Source organism: Corynebacterium sp. 1103A (assembly GCF_055700955.1).
The window spans coordinates 21,942-44,346 of the sequence record NZ_JASTTF010000011.1; the positions used below are offsets into that span (position 1 = coordinate 21,942).

Annotated in this window: 22 protein-coding genes; 4 read left to right on the plus strand and 18 right to left on the minus strand. The window is 66.0% G+C overall.

The window, feature by feature from the left end:
- The first annotated feature begins 90 nt into the window (after positions 1 to 90).
- Positions 91 to 618, plus strand: coding sequence for an SRPBCC family protein (locus QQS52_RS08510; RefSeq protein WP_472773454.1), 528 nt, complete (start codon positions 91 to 93; stop codon positions 616 to 618).
- 525 nt (positions 619 to 1,143) lie between these two features.
- On the opposite strand, the gene QQS52_RS08515 is transcribed toward QQS52_RS08510, so the two are convergent.
- From QQS52_RS08515 to QQS52_RS08525, 3 genes are all read right to left on the minus strand, one after another.
- Positions 1,144 to 1,317 (minus strand): hypothetical protein, encoded by a 174-nt coding sequence (locus QQS52_RS08515; RefSeq protein WP_168166936.1) that lies wholly within the window; start codon positions 1,315 to 1,317, stop codon positions 1,144 to 1,146.
- A 131-nt stretch (positions 1,318 to 1,448) separates the two neighbouring features.
- Positions 1,449 to 2,156 (minus strand): YceI family protein, encoded by a 708-nt coding sequence (locus tag QQS52_RS08520; RefSeq protein ID WP_472773455.1) that lies wholly within the window; start codon positions 2,154 to 2,156, stop codon positions 1,449 to 1,451.
- 6 nt (positions 2,157 to 2,162) lie between these two features.
- Positions 2,163 to 2,327, minus strand: a complete 165-nt coding sequence (locus QQS52_RS08525) for a hypothetical protein (protein ID WP_366015638.1) — start codon at positions 2,325 to 2,327, stop codon at positions 2,163 to 2,165.
- Between the two features lie 312 nt (positions 2,328 to 2,639).
- Between QQS52_RS08525 and QQS52_RS08530 the strand changes: the two genes are divergently transcribed.
- Positions 2,640 to 3,020, plus strand: a complete 381-nt coding sequence (locus QQS52_RS08530; protein ID WP_472773456.1) for an RNA polymerase-binding protein RbpA — start codon at positions 2,640 to 2,642, stop codon at positions 3,018 to 3,020.
- A gap of 87 nt (positions 3,021 to 3,107) precedes the next feature.
- Here the strand turns inward: QQS52_RS08530 and QQS52_RS08535 are convergent, their stop codons facing one another.
- From QQS52_RS08535 to QQS52_RS08550, 4 genes are all read right to left on the minus strand, one after another.
- Positions 3,108 to 4,280: an ABC transporter ATP-binding protein gene (locus tag QQS52_RS08535; RefSeq protein WP_472773457.1), complete on the minus strand. Its 1,173-nt coding sequence runs from the start codon at positions 4,278 to 4,280 to the stop codon at positions 3,108 to 3,110.
- Positions 4,281 to 4,369: 89 nt separating this feature from the next.
- Positions 4,370 to 5,266 carry a polyprenol monophosphomannose synthase gene (locus QQS52_RS08540; RefSeq protein ID WP_472773458.1) on the minus strand — a complete coding sequence of 299 codons (897 nt, stop codon included), beginning with the start codon at positions 5,264 to 5,266 and terminating at the stop codon, positions 4,370 to 4,372.
- A gap of 16 nt (positions 5,267 to 5,282) precedes the next feature.
- Positions 5,283 to 6,836, minus strand: a complete 1,554-nt coding sequence (gene lnt, locus QQS52_RS08545; RefSeq protein WP_472773459.1) for an apolipoprotein N-acyltransferase — start codon at positions 6,834 to 6,836, stop codon at positions 5,283 to 5,285.
- Positions 6,836 to 7,435 (minus strand): FxsA family protein, encoded by a 600-nt coding sequence (locus tag QQS52_RS08550; protein WP_472773460.1) that lies wholly within the window; start codon positions 7,433 to 7,435, stop codon positions 6,836 to 6,838. The genes lnt and QQS52_RS08550 overlap by 1 nt, the downstream gene beginning before the upstream one ends.
- Positions 7,436 to 7,530: 95 nt before the next feature.
- Here QQS52_RS08550 and QQS52_RS08555 point away from each other — a divergent pair, with 95 nt between their 5' ends.
- Entirely contained in the window at positions 7,531 to 8,367 is an 837-nt protein-coding gene (locus QQS52_RS08555; RefSeq protein ID WP_472773461.1) for a hypothetical protein, read from the plus strand.
- Here QQS52_RS08555 and QQS52_RS08560 read toward each other — a convergent pair.
- Positions 8,364 to 9,173 (minus strand): SDR family oxidoreductase, encoded by an 810-nt coding sequence (locus QQS52_RS08560; RefSeq protein WP_472773462.1) that lies wholly within the window; start codon positions 9,171 to 9,173, stop codon positions 8,364 to 8,366. The genes QQS52_RS08555 and QQS52_RS08560 overlap by 4 nt on opposite strands.
- On the minus strand, positions 9,170 to 10,324 hold the full coding sequence (locus QQS52_RS08565; RefSeq protein WP_472773463.1) for a M24 family metallopeptidase: 1,155 nt from the start codon (positions 10,322 to 10,324) through the stop codon (positions 9,170 to 9,172). The genes QQS52_RS08560 and QQS52_RS08565 overlap by 4 nt, the downstream gene beginning before the upstream one ends.
- A gap of 21 nt (positions 10,325 to 10,345) precedes the next feature.
- On the opposite strand from QQS52_RS08565, the gene QQS52_RS08570 reads away from it, so the two are divergent.
- Positions 10,346 to 11,035, plus strand: coding sequence for a serine protease family protein (locus QQS52_RS08570; RefSeq protein ID WP_472773464.1), 690 nt, complete (start codon positions 10,346 to 10,348; stop codon positions 11,033 to 11,035).
- Positions 11,036 to 11,060: 25 nt separating this feature from the next.
- On the opposite strand, the gene QQS52_RS08575 is transcribed toward QQS52_RS08570, so the two are convergent.
- The 9 genes from QQS52_RS08575 to arc form a co-directional block, all read right to left on the minus strand.
- Positions 11,061 to 13,838 (minus strand): DEAD/DEAH box helicase, encoded by a 2,778-nt coding sequence (locus tag QQS52_RS08575; RefSeq protein WP_472773465.1) that lies wholly within the window; start codon positions 13,836 to 13,838, stop codon positions 11,061 to 11,063.
- Between the two features lie 21 nt (positions 13,839 to 13,859).
- Positions 13,860 to 14,855, minus strand: a complete 996-nt coding sequence (gene tatC, locus QQS52_RS08580; RefSeq protein WP_472773509.1) for a twin-arginine translocase subunit TatC — start codon at positions 14,853 to 14,855, stop codon at positions 13,860 to 13,862.
- 231 nt (positions 14,856 to 15,086) lie between these two features.
- Positions 15,087 to 15,398 carry a Sec-independent protein translocase subunit TatA gene (tatA, locus tag QQS52_RS08585; protein ID WP_472773466.1) on the minus strand — a complete coding sequence of 104 codons (312 nt, stop codon included), beginning with the start codon at positions 15,396 to 15,398 and terminating at the stop codon, positions 15,087 to 15,089.
- A gap of 103 nt (positions 15,399 to 15,501) precedes the next feature.
- Complete coding sequence (locus QQS52_RS08590; protein WP_472773467.1) at positions 15,502 to 16,458, minus strand: WYL domain-containing transcriptional regulator; 957 nt, start codon at positions 16,456 to 16,458, stop codon at positions 15,502 to 15,504.
- Positions 16,458 to 17,507 carry a helix-turn-helix transcriptional regulator gene (locus QQS52_RS08595; protein ID WP_472773468.1) on the minus strand — a complete coding sequence of 350 codons (1,050 nt, stop codon included), beginning with the start codon at positions 17,505 to 17,507 and terminating at the stop codon, positions 16,458 to 16,460. The genes QQS52_RS08590 and QQS52_RS08595 overlap by 1 nt, the downstream gene beginning before the upstream one ends.
- 68 nt (positions 17,508 to 17,575) lie before the next feature.
- Positions 17,576 to 18,958, minus strand: coding sequence for a Pup--protein ligase (gene pafA / locus QQS52_RS08600; protein WP_472773510.1), 1,383 nt, complete (start codon positions 18,956 to 18,958; stop codon positions 17,576 to 17,578).
- A 63-nt stretch (positions 18,959 to 19,021) separates the two neighbouring features.
- Entirely contained in the window at positions 19,022 to 19,219 is a 198-nt protein-coding gene (locus QQS52_RS08605) for a ubiquitin-like protein Pup (RefSeq protein WP_472773469.1), read from the minus strand.
- A 75-nt stretch (positions 19,220 to 19,294) separates the two neighbouring features.
- Positions 19,295 to 20,812 (minus strand): depupylase/deamidase Dop, encoded by a 1,518-nt coding sequence (dop, locus tag QQS52_RS08610; protein ID WP_472773470.1) that lies wholly within the window; start codon positions 20,810 to 20,812, stop codon positions 19,295 to 19,297.
- On the minus strand, positions 20,797 to 22,341 hold the full coding sequence (arc, locus tag QQS52_RS08615; RefSeq protein ID WP_472773471.1) for a proteasome ATPase: 1,545 nt from the start codon (positions 22,339 to 22,341) through the stop codon (positions 20,797 to 20,799). The genes dop and arc overlap by 16 nt, the downstream gene beginning before the upstream one ends.
- Between the last annotated feature and the right edge of the window lie 64 nt (positions 22,342 to 22,405).

Genomic DNA, 22,405 nt, shown 5'->3' on the forward strand with positions numbered 1-22,405 from the left:
GCCACGGCCATCGATTGTTTACCCTTTAACGGGGTAGGCTTTTCGCAGCTAGTTGCGCGCCGGCATTGATGGGCAGCTAGGCTGAGATAAATGAGTCAAGAACCGGATTTTTACGACCCGACAGGGGAGTTCGAGGACGCCGAGGGCGGCCCGAAACTAGTGATTGAGCGGGAATTTCACCAGGGCGCGTCCGTCATCTGGGGCTACCTGACGGATACCAAAGATCTGGGTCGTTGGCACGGGGAGTGGTCGAAGGAGGCCGACAGCCCCGAAGGCCACCCGTGCTACCTGGTCGACCACGTCGGCCGAACCAAGGACGTCCACATCGAGGTGACCGAGAAGGTAAAGCCGGAATACCTGCGTTTTAAGGTCAGCTTTGCCAAACGCCCGGACGCCTTTATGGATCTGCGCTTGACGGACACCCCGGAAGGCTCCGAGCTCGAGCTCCGCCACGGCCTAGCCGGCCTCGAGGACTGCGCCGAATTCATCGGCCCGCTGTGGGAATTCCTCTTGGATCGCCTCATGGCCGCTGTCTCCGGCGACGACCCGGACATCCTGGATTGGGAAAGCTATTACCCAAACCAGGCCGAGTACTACACGCTAGAGAGCAACCAGTAAACCAACTGCTCGGGGAATGCCTGCCGCAATCCGCCGGCGCGCGTTCCCGCCGTTCCGCTAGAAATAGCGGGGAGCGACCTCGGATCTAAAATGACATAATGTACATTATCGGACATAAACGTATATCGGGCGATTACCAGGCTAGCCCGGTTCAGTTCTGCAGGCCGTCAAAGACGTTACTCCACGGCAAACACAGCTCAACACGCGCTGACTCACGCAATATCCCTGAGCGCCACTACGCCGAAGGCCTCTTCGTGCGGCTCGGTACCGCCGATGCTCCAGTGGTACACGCTGGCCCGGCTAAGCCGAGTACATCGCTCGAATTGCGACGCTGGGCTCTCGAGCACTCCTGTGCCAAACAGGCCCTAATCGGCATCTCCTTTAGCGCCTAGGCTCCTTAATCGACGATCTCGGTCCGGGTATGGGTTGCGCAGCAGATCCGCGGATCACGACCGCTTCGCCCCTAGGGGGGGGAAGTTTGCACTATTAACGTCACTGTGACTTTAATAGAAGGAAGTAGCCGGACTACTTTTCCTTCTTATTCTGGTAGGCCTGCTGAAGCTGCCAGCCCGTGAGCCCGGCCAGCGCGATGGCGATGACCATAACGAGCCACATCTTCTGCGTGGCCACGAAGATGGCGAAGCCGATGACCACGACGAGACGGAACCATAGCATCGGAATCATGCGTTCGGTCAACATCGTGGGTCCTCCCGTTCTCGTGTCGTGTTCGCGCCATGAGTGGCGAGACCTTGCTTCGGCCGTTTTCTTGGGTTTAGGTGGCCAAGGGTGGATTCTCCCCCTCCGCCACATTAGTTAGTTTGTAAAAGGAACTACTCCTGCTTCTCGAAGGAGATGAGGATGTTCACGTCGCCCTCCTCAGCCACCTTGGCGGCCAGGAACTCCGGGGTCTTCACGTTGTAGTCAAGGCGGTTGATCGGGATGGTCCCGCCGATGACTAGGCGCTCGCCGTCGCGGAGAACGTCGAAGTCCTGCTTAATCTCCTGGGTGGCGTCCTTGATGGTCAGCTCCCCTTCCATGGTGACCTTCCCCTTAGTGCCATCCTCCGGCAGGTCGGACAGGTCTACCGGCGCCGTCAGGTTAAAGAACGCCTCGGGGAACTTGTCGGTCTCGAAGAGCTTGGACTTCATGTTCTGGTCCCGCACCGTCTTGTCAGTAGTGAGATCCTCCATGAGAACCTTGATGGACCCCTCGGTAACCTCCTGGTCGGTGATCTCGATTTCGCCGTCCACGGCGGTGGTCGAGCCCGAGGTCAGGCGGCGTTCCGCCGGAAGCACCTCGTTGAAACTAAAGCCCACGGAGGTAAAGTTTGGGGCCGTACCATCGCCCACGCGCCACTGGCCGTTGACGTCGGTGCTCGCCTCCTTTGCCCGCGAGTCATCGAGCGGCTCAGTGGTCACCCCGGGGCCGGCGATCATCGAGTAGATCAGCGGGCCCAGCCCCACGACGGTCAGCGCGATGATGAGGACTACGAAGACGCTGATGACCAGAGTCCGGTTGTAGAAAAGCTTCTTTAGCATGGCGTTTTACCTTAACTCCTCTAGGTGGCGGGCCAAGGCCACCATTTCTTCGCATAGCTGGTTGATTTCGCTGGCTTCGGCGCCCTCATGGACGGCGGTCTGAATATCCTGCGCCCCGCAGCGTAACTCGAACAAGCCGTCCGCAAGCTCGGCCGCGCTCTTGGGCGACATGATAATCGCGTCCTCCGGGATTGTGGTCCCCGAGACCGCGTTACGCTGCTCGTATGCGCGCTGCTTGCAGGCCGCGCTACAAAACTTCCGGGGTCGCCCCCGCCCGTTTTGGACCATTTCCCTATTGCACCACTGACAGGTGATTTTTTCGCGGGAATGAGCCGAAGTACGCATCACGGTAAACTACCTTAGCCCATTAACCCCTACCTGGGAACAATCACACTGGGTTCTTCGTTATACTGTTAGGACTGGGCGCGGGAATAGTAATCGCCCCGCACCTTCATAGGTAAATTTAGTAAAGGATGATGTTGCATGGCAGATCGCGTACTCCGTGGCAGCCGAATGGGCGCCGTTAGCTACGAAACAGATCGCGACCACGACCTTGCGCCCCGCCAGATGGTGAAGTACCGCACCGAAGACGGCGATATCTACGAGGTGCCCTTTGCCGATGACGCAGAAATCCCCGAAGAGTGGATGTGCAAGAACGGCAAGGTAGGCATCTTGGTCGAGGGCGAAGGCGTGGAGTCCAAGCCGGCCAAGCCGCCGCGCACCCACTGGGACATGCTATGCGAACGCCGCTCCTTGGACGAGCTCGACGAGCTCCTCGAGGAGCGCATTCAGCAGCTGCGCAAGCGCCGTCGTTCCGCTGCCCGCCTGCTGCGCGAGCAGCAGGAAAAGAAGGATAAAAAATAAGTCTTTGCGCGGGGCACGTCTCCCCGAGCTATGAAACAACCGCCAGCACTTAGCGCTTACGGCTTAAGTGGCTGGCGGTTTTTCTTGCTACTGAACAGTTGCGGCGCTGTTGATGCGCTTTCCGGTAGTCACACTGAAGCAGTGCACGTGGTTGGGGTCCACAGTGGCCACGACCCGGCTGCCCTTGGCTGGCGCGGTCCGCGGCTTAGCGCGCATGACCAGTTCGTTGCCGGTAGGCGAGGCGGCTTCCTCCGTCGTCGCCCCTGAGCTGAGCTCGCTGCCGCCCGGGATCTGTCCGTAGAGGTAGGAGTCCGCGCCGAGCTCCTCGACCAGCTCCAGATCGAACGGGATAGAGGCGCTGCCGGAGGCCCGCTCCTCGCCCTCCGCGACCAACTGCAGGGCCTCGGGGCGCACGCCCAGGATGACCTGTTTCTCGCCGGCATCGGCTAGGGCCTGGACGGCATCGTCAGGCAGCTGGATCCAGGCTTCGCCGGAGGACGCGCGGCCTTGGTCGTCGACGGTGAACCGGCCCAGGTTCATGGCCGGAGAGCCAATAAACCCGGCCACGAAGGTGGTCTGCGGGGCTTCGTAGAGCTCACGCGGGGTGCCGACCTGCTCAAGCACGCCGCCGTTGAGGACCGCGATGCGGTCGCCCATGGTCAGCGCCTCCGTCTGATCGTGGGTCACGTACACTGTCGTCACGCCGAGGCGGCGCTGCAGGGCCGCGATCTGGGTGCGGGTCTGCACGCGCAGCTTGGCGTCCAGGTTGGACAGCGGCTCGTCCATGAGGAAGACCTGCGGATTGCGCACGATGGCGCGCCCCATGGCCACGCGCTGGCGCTGGCCGCCGGAGAGGGCCTTCGGCTTCCGGTCGAGCAGATCGACGAGGCCCAAGGTCTGGGCCGCCTCATCGACGCGCCGGTTGATCTCTTCCTTCGACTCCCCGGCCAGCTTCAGGGCGAAGCCCATATTCTCGCGCACGCTCATGTGCGGGTAGAGCGCATAGTTCTGGAAAACCATGGCGATATCCCGTTCGCGCGGGTCGAGGCTGGTGACGTCCTTGTCACCGATAAAAATGCTGCCCGAGGTGACCTCTTCGAGGCCCGCCAGCATTCGCAGCGTGGTCGATTTGCCGCAGCCCGACGGGCCGACCAAGACGAGGAACTCGCCGTCGGCAATCTCCAAGTCGAAGTCGTCGACGGACGGCGCTTGCGCCCCCGGGTAGGTCAAACTGGCGTGGTTAAAGCTCACGGTAGCCATGGTGTCTCCTCCATCGGCAGGTACGTGCCGAACGATCCGAGTGGAAAATAACTTCTCACTAGACTACCGCGCCCGCTAACTATTGCATGCTAGCCGCGCCGCATGGACTTCCACTGGTGCTTGGCCAGGTTGCCCAGCTCCTCGCCAAAGTCGCCGAGCCAGCGCAGCTTCTTGCCCGCCTTGTGCGGCAGGTCGTGGGCACCAATCTCCTTGAGGGTCTGCTGGGCAATGCGGCCCGTCTCATGCGCGACCTCGCTGGCCTGCTCGGCGCGGTGCTGCACGCCCCACTTGGTGACCTCGAACAGCGAGTCCTTGACAAACGAGCCATCGAGCTTGGACTCGCCGTACTCGCGCTCGGTGAAGGTGATCGGCACCTCGCGGACGTCGAAGCCCTTCTTGACGGCGCGAAAGGCGACGTCCACCTGGAAGATATAACCGGCATTCGACAGCTCGTCGAAGTCGAGTGCCTCCAGCAGCTCACGGCGGAAGGCACGGTAGCCGGCGGTCATGTCCGACAGGCCGGCGCCGAGGGCCACCGAGATGTAGATGTTGCCCAGGCGGGACAGGTACTCGCGGGAGGCCGGCCAGTTGACGGTCTCCCCGCCCGGGATGTAGCGGGAGCCGATCACCAGGTCGGCGCCGTCATCGATGGCTTCCAGCAGCAGGTGCAGCTGTTCCGGGGCGTGGGAGCCGTCCGCGTCCATCTCGCACAGGACGTGGTAGTCGCGCTCCAGGCCCCACTCGAAGCCGGCGAGGTAGGCGCCCAGCAAGCCGCCCTTGCCCTCTCGGTGCAGCACGTGGAGCTTCTCATCCTTCGCGGCCAGCTCATCGGCCAAGTCGCCGGTGCCGTCCGGGGAGTTATCGTCCACGACCAAGACGTGGACGTCCGGGGTGGCGGAGCGCACGCGGCCGGTAATGAGCGGGAGGTTTTCCAGCTCGTTGAAGGTGGGGATGATGACCAGCGTCGACGCTGAGTTAGCGGTCACGAGTGGGAGACTCCTTCTACTTCTTGGCCCGCGTGGAGCGGGTGTTCTTCTTCGCCCTTGCGGCCGTGGGGCTTGCGGCGGCCGACCGCCGGGATCCGGCAGAGATCAGGACAGCCAGCGTTAATACTCCACCAATAATAACCATGGCCAGTTCTAGGATCGAACCAAAGCGTACCGCAAGCGTCTCGCCGCTGCGCAGTGGCAGATCCTCAACCAGGTATTTGGCCTCGAAGATATTGGACTCCTGGCTGATCTTCCCGTCCGGGTGCACGATGGCGGAGACACCGGAGGTCGCCGGGACCACCACCGCACGGTCGGTTTCCAGCGCCCGCATGCGGCTCATGGCCAGCTGCTGGTAGGTCATGTCAGAAAAGCCGAAGGTGGCGTTGTTGGTCGGGGTGGTCAGGATCTGCGCGCCAGACTGCACCGCGGTGCGGAAAGCCTGGTCGAAGATGACCTCGTAGCAGGTGGCAACGCCAACCGCGACGCCGGCCATGTTCACCACGCCGTTGCCGTCGCCGGGTTTGAAGTCGCCGGCCAGCTCCACGTAGTCGGACAACTTGGCGAAAAAATCCCGCATGGGCATGGTCTCACCGAAAGGCTGCAGGTACTTCTTGTAGTGGCGATCGCCCGGGTGCCCGCCCAGCTCGAAGACCTGCATGGTGTTGCGCGCGCCGACCTCATCGTAAGTCAAGGTACCGACCAGGATCGGCACGCCGACGGCCTCGACGGCGCTCTCGATGGAGGCGCGGGCCTCCTCGTCCGTGAAGGGGTTGACGTCCGAGGAATTCTCCGGCCAGATGACCAGGTCCGGCTCGTGGCCGTCTTCCGCTAGCTGCTTGGTCACCCTCACGTGGTTGTTGAGGACCGCGCGGCGCTGGGCGTTGAAGTCCAGGCCCATGCGCGGGACGTTGCCCTGCACGGCTGCGACGGTCACCCGCCCGGTCTCGTGGCCGGTCATGCCGCGGATCCAGCCAGCGACGAAGCTGGCGGCAAAGACCGCCACGATAACGCCAATGGCCGTGAAGCGAACGACGTGGCGCCGCGACCAGACCGCCACCAGGCTCGTGCCCAGCAGGCTGGCCGCCACCGTCACCAGCGCGGGCCCGCCCCACTGGACCAGCTGTGCCAGGGGCCCGTTGACCTGGCCCCACGCCAGGCGCACCCAGGCGAAGCCGCCAAAAGGTACCGACGAGCGCACAAACTCGACGGCAAGATAGATAAGTGGGAAGGCGAGGAAGCCAAAGCGCCAGCGCGCTACCGCTGCCCCGCACAGCCCGGTCAGGATGGCGTAGAGGCTCAGCGCCACCGCCAGGGCCAGGTAGGGCGTGTTACCGACCAGCTCCCCGATCCATGGCAGCAACAGCGCGTAGGTAGCAAAACCGTGGACAAACCCCAGCCCCGCGCCCAGGCGCAGCGAGACGCGCTCCCCGCGCCATGGGGACAGGCTGAAATAGAACAGGGCGATGCCCACACACGCCATAGGCCACCAATTCAGCGGGGCGTAGCCGGTATAGACCACCGCCCCCGACCCGGCCGCCAGTAGCCACCGGGCAAGTAGTCGCCACACTAGCGCTTATCCCCCGGGGTCTCGCCGTCGTCGCCATCTCTATCGCCCGTGTCCGGCTCACCGAAGTCGGACGGGTTAGCGTTTTCGGACCAGCGGCGGATCTCTTCTTCCTCGAGCACGGTCGGCTCGTGCGCCGCGTCTGCGCCGCCAGCAGAACCGCTAAAGCTGCCGTAGCTGTCGTGCTGCTGCGACATCGGGCTGCGGTCGTAGAGGCGCACGCCGAAGTTTTCCACGGAACGTACCAGGCGGAAGGCGATGAAGCCGCGCAGCAGCGCCCGGGTCGGCGGGAAGAGAAAGAGCAGGCCCACCAGCGTGGTGAAAAATCCCGGCAGTGTGAGCAGGATGCCGCCGACCATGGTCAGGCCGACGTTACCGGCGGTCTTGCCCGGGGTATCGTCCTGCATAACGGCGGTGCCGTCTTCTTGGCGCACAACCTTGGAGCTCATGATCCGGCGCGCCTCCCAGCCGGCGATGGACATCCCGAAGAACATCGTGGCGAACAAGGCGACTAGCGCCCAGGCCACACCAATGAGGGAGACCACAGCCCAAAAAGTCAGGGTTTCCAGAACCAAGTAGGCAACAAACAGCAGAAACGGCATAATTCCCTAGCCTACCTGCCTGACTGGACAATGTGGAACAGGCGCGAAGGCGTCGGTGAGACTTGCACACGGCGACGGCAATTAGACTACTGCCCATGGCATTGCTGAATTTCTCTCACTCTGATTCCGCGCTGGCAGCTGATACCTTCATCCCCGGCGGGCTTACCCGCCCGGACGACTGGTTCGCGCTCGGGAAAACGGCCTACGACTATGCCGACGGCAAGGTTTATCTGGGTGCGTGGAGCCGAGTCGCCCTGCGCGGCATCCAGGACGAGGAGGCCGTAGCACACGGCCTGGGCCAGCTGTCGTGGCCGGGCAGCGGTCACCAGATTCTTGCCTCTCCCCTGTCTGCTACCGCCCGCGAATTCGCCCGCGGCCTCGCCGATCGCTTAGGCGACGAGGAGTCCGCCAGCCCGGCCGGCGCGCCCCGCGTGGCTATCAGCACCGAGGACGAGCAGCTGCGCGCGGTGCTCGCCCGAGTCCGAGTAGTCCTGGCCGAGTCCTCCTTTACTGTCTTCCGCGGGGCTGAGGAGCTGGCCCACCACCCCGAGCCGGAGGAGGCCTGGGAGCACGTCCGGGAGCTTCTCCAACAGGAAGCTGCCGACGCCGCCTATGGGGCTGGTGCGGCTGGCACGGGTGATCTCCCTGCGAACACCGGCTCGGTCGGGCCCATCGGGTGGCTGGCGGATCACTGCGACGACGGGCGCGTGGACCTGGGCACTGCCCTGCCCGACGGCGTCCTGCCGGCCGAATACGCCACGCTGCTGGGGCATTTGGGCGTGCCAATTACCGTCACGCCCTTCGGCGGGCTCGTCCTGCACGGCCTCGCCGAGGGCGACGCCGACGTCGTGCTGCGCGTGTTGGCACCCCGCGGCTTCATCTTCGACGCTAGCGCGGTGAGCCCGGAAGGCATGGTCAGCCCCATGGGCTAGCGCGGCATGTGCCGCCAGATGGGGCGCGGCACGAGCGCCATCACCCACGCTAGGAACCGGAGCGTGCCGGGGATCCACAGCGTGCGGCTGGCCAAGGCGCCGCCGGCAGCGGCCTTGTCCACTTCCCTACCGATGGCGTCGACGACGTAGCGTGCCACCACCTCAGGTGTCACGGACAGCGGCGCGGGCTTCATGCCCTCGGTCATGGAGCCGATGACGAAGCCGGGACGGGCCGTGATCAGCGCCAGGGGCCCGCCGTGCAGTCGGTCCGCCAGCCCCTGGCAGAAGGCGTCCAAACCGGCCTTCGTGGAACCGTAGACGTAGTTGGCGCGGCGGGCGCGCCACCCGGCGATGGAGGAAAACGCGACGATGTGCCCGCGCTCCATCTCATCGGCGAGCACGGTCAGCATGGAAACCTGCGCGGTGTAATCCAGCTGGGCTATATGCGCTGCGTGGGACTCGTCGGCCTCGGCGCGCTCCTGGTCGCCCAGGATCCCGAAGGCCACGACGGCCGTGGTGACCTCGCCGGCGAGCTCGCGGGCCCGACTCACCACGGCGCGGTGGTTGTCCATGTCCAGCGCGTCGAAGTCGAGGAAGTCGACCTCCCGCGCGCCAGCTGCCCGCAGTCGGGCGCGTTGGTCATCGATGCCTTCTTCGCCGCGGGCGGCGAGGACCACGCGCCGCCCGGGCGCGAGCAGCGCGGCGATCTCCGTGCCGATATCCGAGCGCCCGCCCAGCACCAGGACAGCGCCTGGGACCCGGGGCGCGGAGCCAGCGTGATCGGCGGTGGTGTTCTGCGCGCTCATCGCAGGTCGCGCTCGCCCTCGTTCAGGCTCTCGGCCACGCCGTCGCCGTTGATGGTGGCGATGTCTTCTAGGCGCATGCCCCACTCGCCTTCCTTGTAGATGCCGGGCTCGATGGAAAAAGTCATCGACTCGGCCAGCTCCAAGTCGTTGCCGGCGGCGATGAACGGCTCCTCATGCGTGGACAGACCGATACCGTGCCCGGTCCGGTGGGTGAAGTACTCGCCCCAGCCGGCGTCCGTGATGACCGTGCGGCAGGCATCGTCAACGCTGCCCGCGGTGGCCCCGCGGCGGGCCTGCTCCATGCCGGCGGCGTGGGCTTGGCGCAGCACCTCGTAGGCGGCCTGGAAGTCCTCCGGCGCACGGGAGGCGTCGCCGCCGACCACGTAGGTGCGGGTACAGTCCGAGTGGTAGCCGGCGCCGAAGGTGCCTCCGATGTCCACGACCACCGGATCTCCGTCGCTCAGGACGCGCTCGGAGAAGCTGTGGTGCGGGTTCGCACCGTTGGGGCCGGAGCCGACGATGACGAAGTCGACCGCGTCGTGCTCCTGCAGAATAAGCTCCTCAAGCTGGTCCGCCACCTGCTGCTCGGTCACGCCGGGCTGCAGCAGCGAGGGCACGCGGGCGTGGACGGCATCGATAGCCAGCGCGGCCGCGCGCAGCTGCGCGATCTCCTCGCCGTCCTTACGGGAGAACAACGCGCCGATGACCTGATCGGCGGCCACCCACTGCGCGGACGGGAACTGGGCCTGCAGGCCCAACAGGTGCGCGGCGTCCATCATGCCAGAGACCGCCAGGCGTGCGCCGTCTTCGGCCGCCGCGCCGTGGGCTTCGCGCAGCTTCTCCGCCGCCAGCGCGTGGGCGTTGGTGCCGTCCTGCCAGCCGTGGAAGGCCAGGTTGAGCTCCGCGACCGGAGCGGCGGCCAGCTCCGCACCATCGGTGGCCGGCGCTAGCAGGAAGGCCTCCCCCTCGGCCGGGATGGCCAGGGCGCTGAAACGCTCATGCGAGCTCATCCAGGAACCGGTGAAATAGGCGAACTCGGCGCCCGGGCTAATCACCAGCGCGGCCACGTCGTTGGTGCGCGCTTGCTGCTGCGCCGCGGCGATCCGGTTTCGATAGACTTCGGAAGGGAAAGCAGAAGAATTTTCACTCATAGGACAACAGTGTAACCGCCCATGGATGACTCCTTCGACCATTTGGAAGAAATTGCCAGCTCCACCACCGTGCGCCTCAACGAGCGCAACCGGGTCTGCTCCGGCGTTCTCATCGCCGAGCCGCACAGCGGCACCGGCCATGCTGCCGAGGGCCCACGAAGCACCCGCCTGGTGCTTACCTGCGCCCACTTCTTCCGCACCGCGGGGCGGTGCGGCTACCAAGTCACCGGGTTTACCGGCGGCAAGAAGTGGCGCCGCCGGATCCTGGCGGTGCGCACCATCGACGGCACCGACTGCGCCCTCGCCCTCCTACACCACCCAGTAGAGGCGCCGGCCCTGCTCGGGCTATCCGCGGCCCGGCCCGAGTGGGACCAGGAGGTCATCACCTACGGATTCGGCGGGCTCGACGGGGCCACCGGGCGCCAGGCGGCCCAACCCCGCTGGGGTCGGGTCCTCTTCGGACTTCCCCTAGCGTTCGGGCGCAACCTGCGCACCGTCGTGCGGCCCGCGGCCCTGGTGCGCAACGCTCCCCCGACGGTCAAGGGCGACTCCGGCGGACCGGTCATTGCGGACGGCACAATCGTCGCCACGCAGTCACTTATCGCGGATCCTTTCGGGACCAACCTCGGGGTGGCCACGGTCAGCGTGCTCGCACCGCACCTGCCGGCCATCCGCGCCGCCGCCGCGGCGTTGTGCACTGAGCCCTACTAAATAGCGGCTGGGCCGTGTGGGGGCCTTAAGCGCCGATGGCGACGACGCCGCGCTGGATAGCGTCCATCGCCCGGCGGGCGTTGGCCCGGATTCCGTCCTCGTAGCCGGTCTTGGCGACCTGCTGGAGCAGGTCCACCACCTGGCGGCACCAGCGTACGAAGTCGCCGGGGGTCAGCTCCGCGCCGCACTCGGCGGCCGCGGCCAGGCAGTAGCCCAACGGGGCTCCTGCGGCCCACTGGTGCATGGCCAGGGCAAAGCCGGGCTCCGGCTCACGGGTGACCGGCAGGTGGTGGCGCTGCTCGTCAGCGACCAGCTCGGTGTAGATGCGCCAGGTGTCGTTCATGGCATCGGCCATGGCGTCGGTGGCGGCTTCCGGCTCGCCGCGGGTGGCCTTGCGGTTTTCGAAGGTGCACAGGGAGACCACCCCGGCCAGCTCCGCCGGGTCCAGGTCGTTCCAGATCCCGCGCTTGAGGCACTGCGCGACCAAGAGATCCGACTCGTTGTGGATCTTGGCCAGGCGCTCGCCCTCGTCGGTGATCTCCGGGTGCCGGTCCTCGCCCGCCCCGACGAACTCGACGTAGTCCATCTCGGACAGCAGGTCAACGATCCGCTCGAAGGTGCGGCCCAGGGTGTCGGTGGCCTGGGTGATCTTGGCGCGCAGCTTCTCCGCGTCCTTCTCGCGCCGGGCCAGCTTATGCGCCATGCTGGCCAACTGTTCCCGGTCCGTGGCCGGCCAGGCATGGACCGGGTGCTGCCGGATGGCATCGCGCAGCTCGCCCACCTTCTTGTTGGGCCGGTGGCGCGGGGCCAGGCGCATCTTCTTCGGCCGCGGGTACTTCTTGCGCTGGAAAAGCTTTTGCACGTAGCCCGCGGACTTGCGCGGCGCCTTGGTCACCCGCCGGGGCAGCTTCATGTGGCCGACCACGATGGGCGGGTTGGCGATGCCGGCGGCATCGATGCGGCCCGACCAGCCGCCCTCTGTGGTCACCCACGGGCGCGGATCCTTGGTCTGGTTAGCCGGGGTGTTGACCACTGCCAGCAGCGGCTGCTTCTTGGTGGCCAGCGCGATGACGTCGCCGACCTGCAGCTTGGCCAGCACCGTGGCGACCTCCTTGGAGCGCTCCTCCTTGCCGCTGACCTGGGAGGAACGCTCCTCCGCGGTCAGCTCTTGGCGCAGCTGGATATAGTCCAGCAGCTCCTGGCGGGCGGTGGCGGCATCGCTAGCCGGCGGGGCCAGCGCAGTAATCAGCTCGTCGAGCTGCTCGCGCAGCTGGCGGGCGCGGTGCTCGGCCTTTTCGACCTGCCGGGTCTCCTCGACTACGGAGCCGTCGGCCTGGAACTGCGCGAAGGACTTCTCCATCAGTCGCAACGAATCCTCGAAGCCGAGCATGCCCAGCAGGTTGATGGCCATGTTGTAGCCGGGCTGGAAGGTGGAGACCAGCGGGTAGGTGCGCGTGGAGGCCAGACCTGCGACGTAGTGCGGGTCCATCGCCGGGGCCCACTGGACCACCGCATTGCCCAGCGTGTCGATGCCGCGGCGGCCGGCGCGGCCGGTCAGCTGCGTGTACTGGCCCGGGGTAAGATCCACGTGGGCCTCGCCGTTGAACTTGATGAGCTTTTCCAGCACGACCGTGCGGGCCGGCATGTTAATGCCCAGCGCCAGGGTCTCCGTGGCGAAGACCGCGCGCACCAGCCCGCGGACGAAGAGGTCTTCGACGATGTGACGGAAGGCCGGCAGCATCCCGGCGTGGTGGGCGGCGAAACCCCGGCTTAACGCCGTGCGCCAGGACTTAAAGTTCAGCACCTCCAGGTCTTCTTCCGGGATCCCCTCGACCCCGGCGTTGACCGTCTCGAGGATCTCCGCGGCCTCCTCCGGCGTGGTCAGGCTCATCCGGGAACGCAGGCACTGGTAGAGAGCGCCGTCGCAGCCAGCGCGGGAAAAGATGAAGGTAATGGCCGGTAGCATGTCCTTGCTCTGCAGGGCCTTGAGGACTTCCGGGCGGCCCAGCGGGCGGTAGCGATCCTGCGGACGGCGCGCGCCGCTGCGGCCGCCGACCGAGCGCGCCCGGAAGCCTTTACCCGACTGGTAGTCCGCGCGGCCCTCGTCCGTATCGCCTGCCTCCAGGCGGCGCACGCGGCGGATGAGCTCGCGGTTGACTTCTCCGTCGGTGCCGGGTTCGAAAAGCGAATAGACCTGGTGGCCGATCATCATCCACTGGTCCAGCGGCACCGGGCGGTGCTCGGAGACGATGATCTCCGTCTCGCCGCGCACGGCGCGCAGCCAGCGGCCGAACTCCTCCGAGTTCGACACTGTGGCGGACAGCCCGATGATAGCGACGTACTCGTCCAGGTTGAGAATCACCTCTTCCCAGACCGCGCCGCGGGAGGCGTCGGCCAGGAAGTGGATCTCGTCCATGACCACGTGGCTTAGGCGCTCCAGCGCGGGCGACTTCGCGTAGATCATGTTGCGCAGCACCTCGGTGGTCATCACGACGATCTCGGCGTCGCCGTTGATGGAGACGTCACCGGTGAGCAGGCCGACGGCGTCCTCGCCGTGCTGGTCGACCAGGTCGTGGTACTTCTGGTTGCTCAGCGCCTTAATCGGGGTGGTGTAAAAGCACTTAGTCCCCCGGGACAGCGCCAGGGAGACCGCGAATTCGCCGACGACGGTCTTGCCGGCGCCGGTCGGCGCGCAGACCAGCACGCCGCTTCCGCGCTCTACCGCCTGGCAGCCGAGTAGCTGGAACTCATCGAGCGAATAGGACAGGTTGTGCGAGAAGTATTCCAGGTGCGACTGCGTCATAGCCGCCCAGCTTACCCGGCGCTAGAGGACGTCGTCGAAGAAGCCGCTCTCCGGTTGCTGCGGGCGGGCCGGGCGGCTGTTCTGCTGCGGCTGCGGCTGGGCCTGCGCGCTCGCCGGACGCGCGGGTGCCGGGGCGTGCGGGTGGCTGCTCGGCGGGTTGACCGGGGTCGGTGCGGGAACCGGCTCGGCTAGGCCCACGGCACCCGGGCCGGAGCCCAGTGGCGAGGCCTGCTCGTCGTCCAGGTCCATCCAGTCGGGGCGCTCGCGGTTGCGGCGCTTGTCATTGATGCGGCAGAACTGGAAGGCCGACTCGATGAGGATCCACAGGGCGCCCGACAAGGCGATGAGCGAATAAGGATCGGCCGGGGTGATGAAGGCGGAGATGATCATCACGATGATGAACAGGATGCGGCGCTTGCCCTTGACGTGCTCGTACTCGAGCACCCCCACCAGGTTCAGCGCGATGATGATCAGCGGGACCTCAAAGGCGATGCCGAAGAGGATGAGCATGGTCAGCATCAGGCCGAAATACTCCTTACCGGTCAGCGCGGCGGTCTGGTACTCCGCGCCGACGGACATCAGGAACTCCAGGCCCTCGGAGAGGACGAAGTACGCCAGCGCCGCGCCGGCGACGAAGAGAACGCCGGCGACGCTAACGAACATGAAGGTGTAGCGCTTTTCCTTCTTGTGCAGGCCCGGCACGATGAACGCCCAGACCTGGTAGAGCCAGACGGGCGAAGAGATCACCGCGCCGGCCAAGGCACCGACCTTGATGCGCAGCATGAGCATCTCGAACGGGGTGGTGGCAAGCAGGCGGCAGGTGCCGTCGTTGGTGAAGTCGGCGCGCTTGTCCGCCGGCAGCGCACAATACGGCTCGCGCAGGATCTCGCCCAGCGTGGACCAGCCGAACGGGGCGTGCTGGTACCAGAAAAATCCGATGAGCGTGCCCACAACCAGGGCCAGCAGCGCATAGACAATGCGCCGGCGCAGCTCCTGGAGGTGCTCAATAAGCGTCATCTCCCCCGTCGGGTTCTTTTTGGCCCGGCGGGCCTCCTGCGCCTGCTTCAGGCGTGACCACGCGCCGCCGCGGGGCCGCTGACGGCGCGCCGGCGCACCGGCGCGAGCACTCGGTTGCGGCAGAGACCGCGAGCCTTCAGAACCCTTCGGGCTAGGTGACATCGCTTCTAGAACACTTCCTGGTTAACACGACACAAATTGAGCAGGTCCCGCGAACGGGGGCTTTAAGCCTTAGTGGTTATCGGGGCGCGGTGCCTGCTGGTTGTTCTGGTCGTAACGCGGCTGCATCTGCGGGCTGTTCCAGAAATCCTCGTCCGACTGCTGCTGGCTAGCCGGGGTCTGGCTGATCTGGCCCTGCTGTTGCTGGCGCTGCTGCTGCTCGTCCTGGTAGCGCTGGTCGTCGTTGCCCATCTCGTGGACCTCCGACTTGAAAATGCGCATGGAACGACCCATCGAGCGGGCCAGGTCCGGCAGCTTCTTCGCGCCGAAAAGCAGCACGATCAGCAGGATGATAATGGCAATTTGGGCGGGTCCGACCGTCATAGTATTTCTCTCTTTCTCCTCCACAGGCGCCGCGGAGCGGCTGTTTTGCCCCTAAGAGCCTAACGCATTCGCTGGTGGCTTGCTAAAGGTTGCCAGCGGATAGTTAGTCAGTATATCTGCGCAGGCCCGCCTCGCTGGCGTGCGCAATAGCATTCTTAACCGAATCTGGGCCAATCACCCGGAACCTGTCAGTATGCCCGATGGCAAAGCGGGCGAACCACTCCACCGATCCGATGGGCATAGAGGCTGCTACGTAGCCGTTTCCGAGGTCCTCACCCAGCCGGATGTCGTAGTCATCGGCCAACCAGGTGGCCTCCTTCTTAAGCTCTATATGGGCTCTGTCACTGTCGGCCAATCCGAAGGGATCGCGCGGGTCGAAGTCAAGCTGACGCAGATGGGGCTGGGCCTCGTCGTCCAGGACTGTGGCCCGGCGGATCCGGTCCATGCGGAAGCGCCGGTGCTCGCTCTTGTCTTCCTCCCAGGCCACCAGGTAGACCTGCGAGTCGAAGATGAAGATACGGGCCGGGTGGACGGTACGGGTGCGTTCCTCGTTTGAGCTGGCTGACCAGTAGCGCAACCGCAGTTGCCGCTTGGTCTCAATGGCGCGGGCGGCCGCCACCTGGGCGGCCGACTCGGCCTCCTCCGGCTGGGCGATGGAGTCGTAGATGGCCCGCGTCTTATCGTCCATGATCCCGCGGACTTTCTCCGCCGCGCTTTGGACCGCCGCCGTGTCGATGAGCCCCGGCATGGACTCTAGCGACTCCAGGGTCAGCAGCAGCGCGCCGGCCTCCGTGGGCGTGAGGCGCAGCGCCTGGTTGAGCCCCTGGTCGTCCACGATGGTCACGCCCTCGCGGTAACCGAAGCTGATGTCGATCAGATCTTCGGTGCGCTGCCCCACCCCGGAGCAAAACAGGCGGTTGAGCGCGCTGTTGAGCTCAGCCACGTCCATCCCGAGGTCCTGGGCGGCTTCCATGAGGGTGGCCTTCGGGTGGCTGCGGAAATACGGAATCAAGTTCAGGGACTGGACCAGGGCGTGCAGTTTCTGGGGTGCGTCGGCCATTAGTCGCGGGCCTCCTTGTCCTGTTTGTCCTGCTGGTCCTGGGAAGCGGTGGCGGCAGCCGCGCGTAGCAGCGCGACGATGTCGTCGCGCACGCTCGTCGGCTCGAGCACCTCCACGTCCGCGGCGTATCCGGCGGCCGTGCGCACGAGGAAGTCGCGCGAGATGTCTTCTAGCACCACGGTGCCGTCGGCCCCTGGCGTCCCGAGAGCTTCCAGCTCGCCGGCGCGGCCGGCGGGGATGCGCAGCACGGCGCGGTCCACGACGTCCCGGTTGAGGGAGGCTTCCACGACCTCCTGCAGGGACTGCGTAGGGTGGTCGTGCTCCGGGGCCTGGCGGGTCGCCCGGATCTCGGTGACCCGCAGCAGCCGGAAGGCACGCGGCGCGCCACGGTCGTTGTCCCAGCCCACCAGGTAGACGCGGTTGCGCAGAGTCACTAGCCCCCACGGGTCCATGGAGCGGGACTGGGCACTTTGCTGCGGGCCCGGCACATAGGTGAAATTAATCCGCAGCCCCTTGCGCACGGTGGTCAGAATGTCGCGGACGATGTTCGGATCCAGGCGGGTCAGGTCATTGTCCGCGGTGTAGACGGGCGCGCCGCTTAGGTCGCGGGAGGCCCCGGAGGCCGCGACCTTCGTCCACGCGGACGAGGAGAACGAACTCAGCCCGCCCGGCTGCCCCATCCCGGCAGCAACGCCCAGGACCATGGCCTCTTCCGGGGTGAACTCGACCTCAGCCAGCTGGTAGTCGGCCTGCTGCATGCGGTAGACCGACAGGCTGCGGTCCTCGCCTGGCTCTGCGCTGGCTTTGGACGCTGACTGCGTGACCGGAACGCCGGCGCGCTGCAGGCTGCGGATGTCCCGGCTGAGCTGTTTCTGGAAGGCCTCGTCGCCCAAGTCTTGGTAGCCCGCAACGTGGGAGCGGATCCAGGCGGCGGAGCGGTCCGGGCTGCCGCCGTTCGAGGCTGCGCCGTGGAGGGCGAAGCAGAGATTGGTCAAACGCTCGACGGCCTTGTCGCGGCGCGAGCCCTGCGAGACGGTAGCACCAGCCAAGTTCTCTCCGCTCTCCTTCCCCGCGGCACGCGCTCGCCTGTCGGTCTCGCCGGCTGGGCAGCGCCTGCCTAGTGTCCTTGATTTTCCTGCATGTAGTCTAGCAGCGGTTGCAGGCGGGCATCGTCCGCAACAAAGGGATCCAGGAACTGCTCGACGCGGGGCTCGGGCCGGTTGACCTTGAGCTTGGTCCAGTCCACCGTCACGTTGGCGCCGGTCTGACGCGCGGCGGCCAGGAACTTCCCGCGCAGCGCGGCCCGGGTAGTGGCCGGGGCCTGCTCTCGGGCGGCCGCGATGGCCTGGTCCGTGGTCCACCGCCGGACCAGCCCGCGGCGGCTCAGCACGCTGTAGAGACCCCGGCCGTCCCGGATGTCGTGGTAGGTCAGATCGACCTGCGCCAGCTTGGGGTGCGACCAATCGCAGTCCAGTTTCGCCCGAAAGCTGTCCAGGAGTTTCTTCTTGATCACCCAGTCGATTTCCTGATCGACTTGGCTGAAGTCCTGCGTCTCCACGGCCGTGACGGTCCGCTCCCACAGGTCGACGACCCGGCGCATCTCGCTGTTAGGGGTGCCCGCGTCGGGGCGCTCGTCCAGCCAGCGCGCTGCGGCGCTTGCCAGCTGGCGCTGCACCTCGATGGCCGGAATGGTGCTATCGTCCGCCAGGGTCAACGGGGTCTGGCCGGTCTGATCGCCGGCGATGGCTCGCATCTGGGCGATGGGCTCAGCGATAGCGAAGCTGGGTACCTCGAAGCCGGCCTCGAGCATCTCCAGCATCAGCAGGGCCGACCCCACCTTCAGCGCGAAGGTCGGCTCCGCCATGTTCGAGTCGCCCACGATGACGTGCATGCGGCGGAAGCGGGAGGAATCCCCGTGCGGCTCGTCGCGGGTGTTGATGATGGGCCGGGAGCGCGTCGTGGCCGAGGAAATGCCCTCCCAGACCTGGTCGGCGCGCTGGGAGAGCACGAACTGGGCCGGCGCCTGCCCCGCCGCCGGCTTGATGCGGCCGGCCCCGCAGACGAGCTGCCGGGTGATGAAAAACGGCAGCAGCGCGGTGCTGAGCTCTTTGAGCACGAGGTGGCGTGAGACCAAATAGTTCTCGTGGCAGCCGTAGGAGTTGCCAGCCGAGTCGACGTTGTTTTTAAACAGGTAGACCGCGCTGGCCTCGCCGCTGGCAACCAGCTCGTCCTCCGTGGCGCGCGCGAGTTGATCGACCACAAGGTCGCCGGCGCGCTCGTGGTTGAGCAGCTGGGTCAGGCTGTCGCACTCGGCTGTGGCCACCTCAGGGTGCGAGCCGACGTCCAAGTACAGGCGCGAGGAGTTGCGGGTAAAGATATTCGACGAGGAATACTTTTCCACCACCGGGCGGAAGAGCTTGCGCGCCAGCTCATCCGGGTCCAGCCCGCGCCGGTCCGCCGGGGACGAGGAAAACAGCCCGTATTCGGTCTCAATGCCCATGATCCGGCGCGCGAAAGGCCCGGGGGCTTGCTGCAGGCCCTTAGACGACAGCGGGTTCACCGTCTACTGACCGCCCTTCTGCACGTAGTGGCTGACGAATTCCTCGGCGTTGTTTTCCAGCAGGCCGTCGATCTCATCGAGTAGGTCGTCGGTACCGCTGGTGGAAATCTGCGCCTGGCCGGAGCCCACGGCGCCGTCTTCGGCGGCACCGTCCTGGCAGTCGCCGCCACCGGAGTGAATCTGTTGGTTCTGCTGTGACATGGTGTTGTCTTCTCCCTTCCCAGGCTCAGCGCCTGTTAGGTACGTCTGGCTAAAGCTTGGCTCGTGCTACTAGTTCTAACGGTACTCCGGGCTTATTCCCTCGGTCTTAAGCCGGGAGATGAGCTGGTCTAGATCCAGCTCGCCGTGGATTATCGCCTCGCGGGTCTCCGGCGCGGCCGTTAAAAGCTCGTCCAGCTCGAAAAGCGTGGTCAGATCGCCCCGGCGAAGCGCCACGTACTGCCAGTTCGCCGAAACCAGATCCGCGGCGTAGTGCTGCATGAAGGCACCGCGTAGGCCGGCCCGAGAGCCCGGCGGGGCAACTTCGGCGGCGCGCTCGATCTCTTCCTCGCTGACCAGCGTGCGCATCTGCCCGCGGCGCACCAGCGCGTGATAGAGAGACCGGGCCGGGTCGATATCGGCGTACTGCAGGTCGATAAGCGCCAGCTTAGGGTCGTCCGCCGCCACGCCGCGGTCGAGGTAGCCCTTGATGAGGCGGTACTTGGCCACCCAGTCCAGCAGGTGCGCGGCCTGCAGCGGATCGGTACTCAAAAGCTCGACGACCTCGTCGAAGCGGCGCAGGACGTCGCGCTCAGCGTCGGTGTCCGCGCTAACCCGCGATCGGTAAACGGCCAGGATTTCCAGCGCAGTCATCTGCCCGCCGTCACGCAGCGGCAGCTTCTCCTTGAGATCGAGATCCCGGCTGACGGTGCGCACGGCTTCGACCGGATCGGCCAGCCGCACGTCGCTGAAGTCCACGCCGGCCTCGATAGCGTCCATGACCAGGGAGGTCATCCCCAGCTTCAGCAGGTTGGAGGTCTGCGACAGGTTGGCGTCACCGATGATGACATGCAGGCGCCCGAACTGGTGGGCGTCGGCGTGCGGCTCGTCGCGAGTGTTGATGATGCCGCGGTTGAGCGTGGTCTCCAGGGAGATTTCCTGCTCGATATAGTCCGCGCGCTGCGAGATCTGGAAGCCGGGCTCCTCTCCCTCGGGGCCTAGGCCCACGCGCCCGGCGCCGGTGACCACCTGCCGGGTGACAAAGAACGGGATAAGCCCCTGGGCCAGGTAGTCGAAGTCGGTGCTGCGCGACCACTGGTAGTTTTCGTGGGAGCCGTAGGAGGCCCCCTTGCCGTCCACGTTGTTCTTGTAGAACTTCAGCGGCGGGCAGGGCTCGTGATCGCTTAGCACCGAGGTGTCCTGCGCCGTCAGCTGGGCCACGGCCGCGGCCGCCTTGCGCAGCACGACGTCGCCGGCGGCGTCGTAGAGCATGCCCTCCCAGGCGTTCCGGCACTCCGGCGAGGAGTACTCTGGGTGGGCGTGGTCGACGTAGAAGCGCGCGCCGGAGGCGGTGACCACGTTGGCCACGCCGATGGCGTGCGGGTCCACCACCGGGACAGTCTGGTAGCGCTTGAGATCGAAGCCGCGGCTGTCGCGCAGCGGGTGCTCCTCCGCGAAGTCCCAGCGCGTACGGGCGTCGGTGTGCAGCGCCGCGTAGGCGACCACCGCGTGGGTCGAGGAGACGATCGGCGAAAAGTCCGGCCGATCCGGCGTCACGATGGCGTATTCGGTCTCGGTTCCTAGAAGACGTGCCACGTGGGGCTCCTAAATCCAATCAATTCGACGTGCGTGATGGGCTGCCTGGTGGCGTTGCCGCCGACGATCTTGGCCCACTCCTGCGGGTTGGTGGAGGTCGGCACGTGCTCGCTTTCGGACTGCTCGGCCGCGATCGCCTGGGACAGGTGGCGCATGTCGATGGCCGCTTCCTTGCCCGTCGCCAGCGACTCCTTGATGGCCAGCTTCTTGGCGCGGGCGACGATGTTGGCAATCATCGCGCCGGAGACGAAGTCGCGGTAATGCAGGGTGGTCACCGAGTCGTCGGCGTGGTGCAGGTTCACGAACGGGCGCGGGGCGAAAAGCTCCGCGATGCTCGACGAGATCAGCGCCTCGCGGTCGCCCGAATGCGGGATGGACTCTGGGAAGTGGCGCTGCATGATTTCGCGCGCGCCCTGCTTGTTGGGGCGGCTCACGCGGATCTTAATGTCGAGGCGGCCCGGGCGCATGATCGCCGGATCGATGAGCTCCTCGCGGTTGGTCGCGCCAATGACGATGACGTTGCGTAGGTCTTCCACGCCGTCGAGCTCTGCCAGCAGCTGCGGGACCACCGTGGTTTCCATGTCGGAGGAGACGCCTGAGCCGCGGGTGCGGAAGATGGACTCCATCTCGTCGAAAAAGATGATGACTGGACGGTTGGTGGACTTGCTGGCCAGCTCGCGGGCGCGCTCGAAGATCAGGCGGATCTTGCGCTCGGTCTCGCCCACGAACTTGTTGAGCAGCTCTGGGCCCTTGACGTTGAGGAAGTAGCTCGGCTCGCCCGCCCCCATCTTTTGGGCGAGCGAATGGGCCACCGCCTTCGCGATGAGCGTCTTGCCACAGCCCGGCGGGCCGTAGAGCAGCACGCCCTTGGGCGGGTGCAGCCGGAAGGAGCGGTAGAGCTCCGAGTGCAGGAAGGGCAGCTCCACCGAGTCGCGGATCTGGGTGATCTGCGCGTCCAGGCCGCCGATGTCGGAAAACTCGACCTCGGGGACCTCCTCCAGGGATAGCTGGGAGACCTCCGCCTTGGCGATGACTTCCAGGCCAATGCCGGCCTTCGTATCCGCCAGCACGGTGTCGCCGGCGCGCAGGTTCTCGCGCAGCGACTCCGCCAGGGTGATGACCTCCTCGTCGGCTGGGCCGTTGGTGACTAGGGCGCGGTCGGTCCCCAGGCGCTCCAGCACGGTGGCCAGGTGCCCGGTGCGTTGGGCCGCCGCGCCCTCTACCACGACGATGCCGTCGCCGATGCGCACCTGCTGGCCCACCCGCAGCGAGCCCTGCTTCACCTCGGGGGAGATCTTCAGGCGCATGGTCCGGCCGTTGGTAAAGACCTCGGCCTCCTCGCGGCCGCCGGAAGGCGTCTGGCTATACCCCAGGAAGGTGCCGTAGGTCGAGGCCGGCTCGGCCAAGGCGTTGACATCGGCGGCGAGCTGACCGAGCTTGTCGCGCGAATCCTTCAGCAGCTCCGCGAGCTTCGCGTTGCGGTCGGCCAGCTGTGAAATCTGGCGACGCAACTCTTTCGTGTCATCCATGTCACTACCCTAACGTTCTTGGCGACGATCGGACTATCCGCCCCACCATTGTGCGGGGTTGCCT

Excerpts from the sequence above, each read along its gene's own strand:
- QQS52_RS08590 (WP_472773467.1), bottom strand. The coding sequence starts at position 16,458 with ATGGCCGACGCACCCCAGAAACTGCACGCCCTGGTCCAGTCCCTGAAC.
- arc (WP_472773471.1), bottom strand. The coding sequence starts at position 22,341 with ATGGATGACACGAAAGAGTTGCGTCGCCAGATTTCACAGCTGGCCGAC.
- tatA (WP_472773466.1), bottom strand. The coding sequence starts at position 15,398 with ATGACGGTCGGACCCGCCCAAATTGCCATTATCATCCTGCTGATCGTG.
- QQS52_RS08555 (WP_472773461.1), top strand. The coding sequence starts at position 7,531 with ATGGCATTGCTGAATTTCTCTCACTCTGATTCCGCGCTGGCAGCTGAT.
- QQS52_RS08525 (WP_366015638.1), bottom strand. The coding sequence starts at position 2,327 with ATGTCGCCCAAGAGCGCGGCCGAGCTTGCGGACGGCTTGTTCGAGTTA.
- QQS52_RS08535 (WP_472773457.1), bottom strand. The coding sequence starts at position 4,280 with ATGGCTACCGTGAGCTTTAACCACGCCAGTTTGACCTACCCGGGGGCG.
- QQS52_RS08550 (WP_472773460.1), bottom strand. The coding sequence starts at position 7,435 with ATGCCGTTTCTGCTGTTTGTTGCCTACTTGGTTCTGGAAACCCTGACT.
- pafA (WP_472773510.1), bottom strand. The coding sequence starts at position 18,958 with ATGGGCATTGAGACCGAATACGGGCTGTTTTCCTCGTCCCCGGCGGAC.
- QQS52_RS08575 (WP_472773465.1), bottom strand. The coding sequence starts at position 13,838 with ATGACGCAGTCGCACCTGGAATACTTCTCGCACAACCTGTCCTATTCG.
- QQS52_RS08570 (WP_472773464.1), top strand. The coding sequence starts at position 10,346 with ATGGATGACTCCTTCGACCATTTGGAAGAAATTGCCAGCTCCACCACC.
- tatC (WP_472773509.1), bottom strand. The coding sequence starts at position 14,855 with ATGACGCTTATTGAGCACCTCCAGGAGCTGCGCCGGCGCATTGTCTAT.
- QQS52_RS08510 (WP_472773454.1), top strand. The coding sequence starts at position 91 with ATGAGTCAAGAACCGGATTTTTACGACCCGACAGGGGAGTTCGAGGAC.
- QQS52_RS08515 (WP_168166936.1), bottom strand. The coding sequence starts at position 1,317 with ATGTTGACCGAACGCATGATTCCGATGCTATGGTTCCGTCTCGTCGTG.
- QQS52_RS08520 (WP_472773455.1), bottom strand. The coding sequence starts at position 2,156 with ATGCTAAAGAAGCTTTTCTACAACCGGACTCTGGTCATCAGCGTCTTC.
- QQS52_RS08560 (WP_472773462.1), bottom strand. The coding sequence starts at position 9,173 with ATGAGCGCGCAGAACACCACCGCCGATCACGCTGGCTCCGCGCCCCGG.
- QQS52_RS08565 (WP_472773463.1), bottom strand. The coding sequence starts at position 10,324 with ATGAGTGAAAATTCTTCTGCTTTCCCTTCCGAAGTCTATCGAAACCGG.
- QQS52_RS08530 (WP_472773456.1), top strand. The coding sequence starts at position 2,640 with ATGGCAGATCGCGTACTCCGTGGCAGCCGAATGGGCGCCGTTAGCTAC.
- QQS52_RS08605 (WP_472773469.1), bottom strand. The coding sequence starts at position 19,219 with ATGTCACAGCAGAACCAACAGATTCACTCCGGTGGCGGCGACTGCCAG.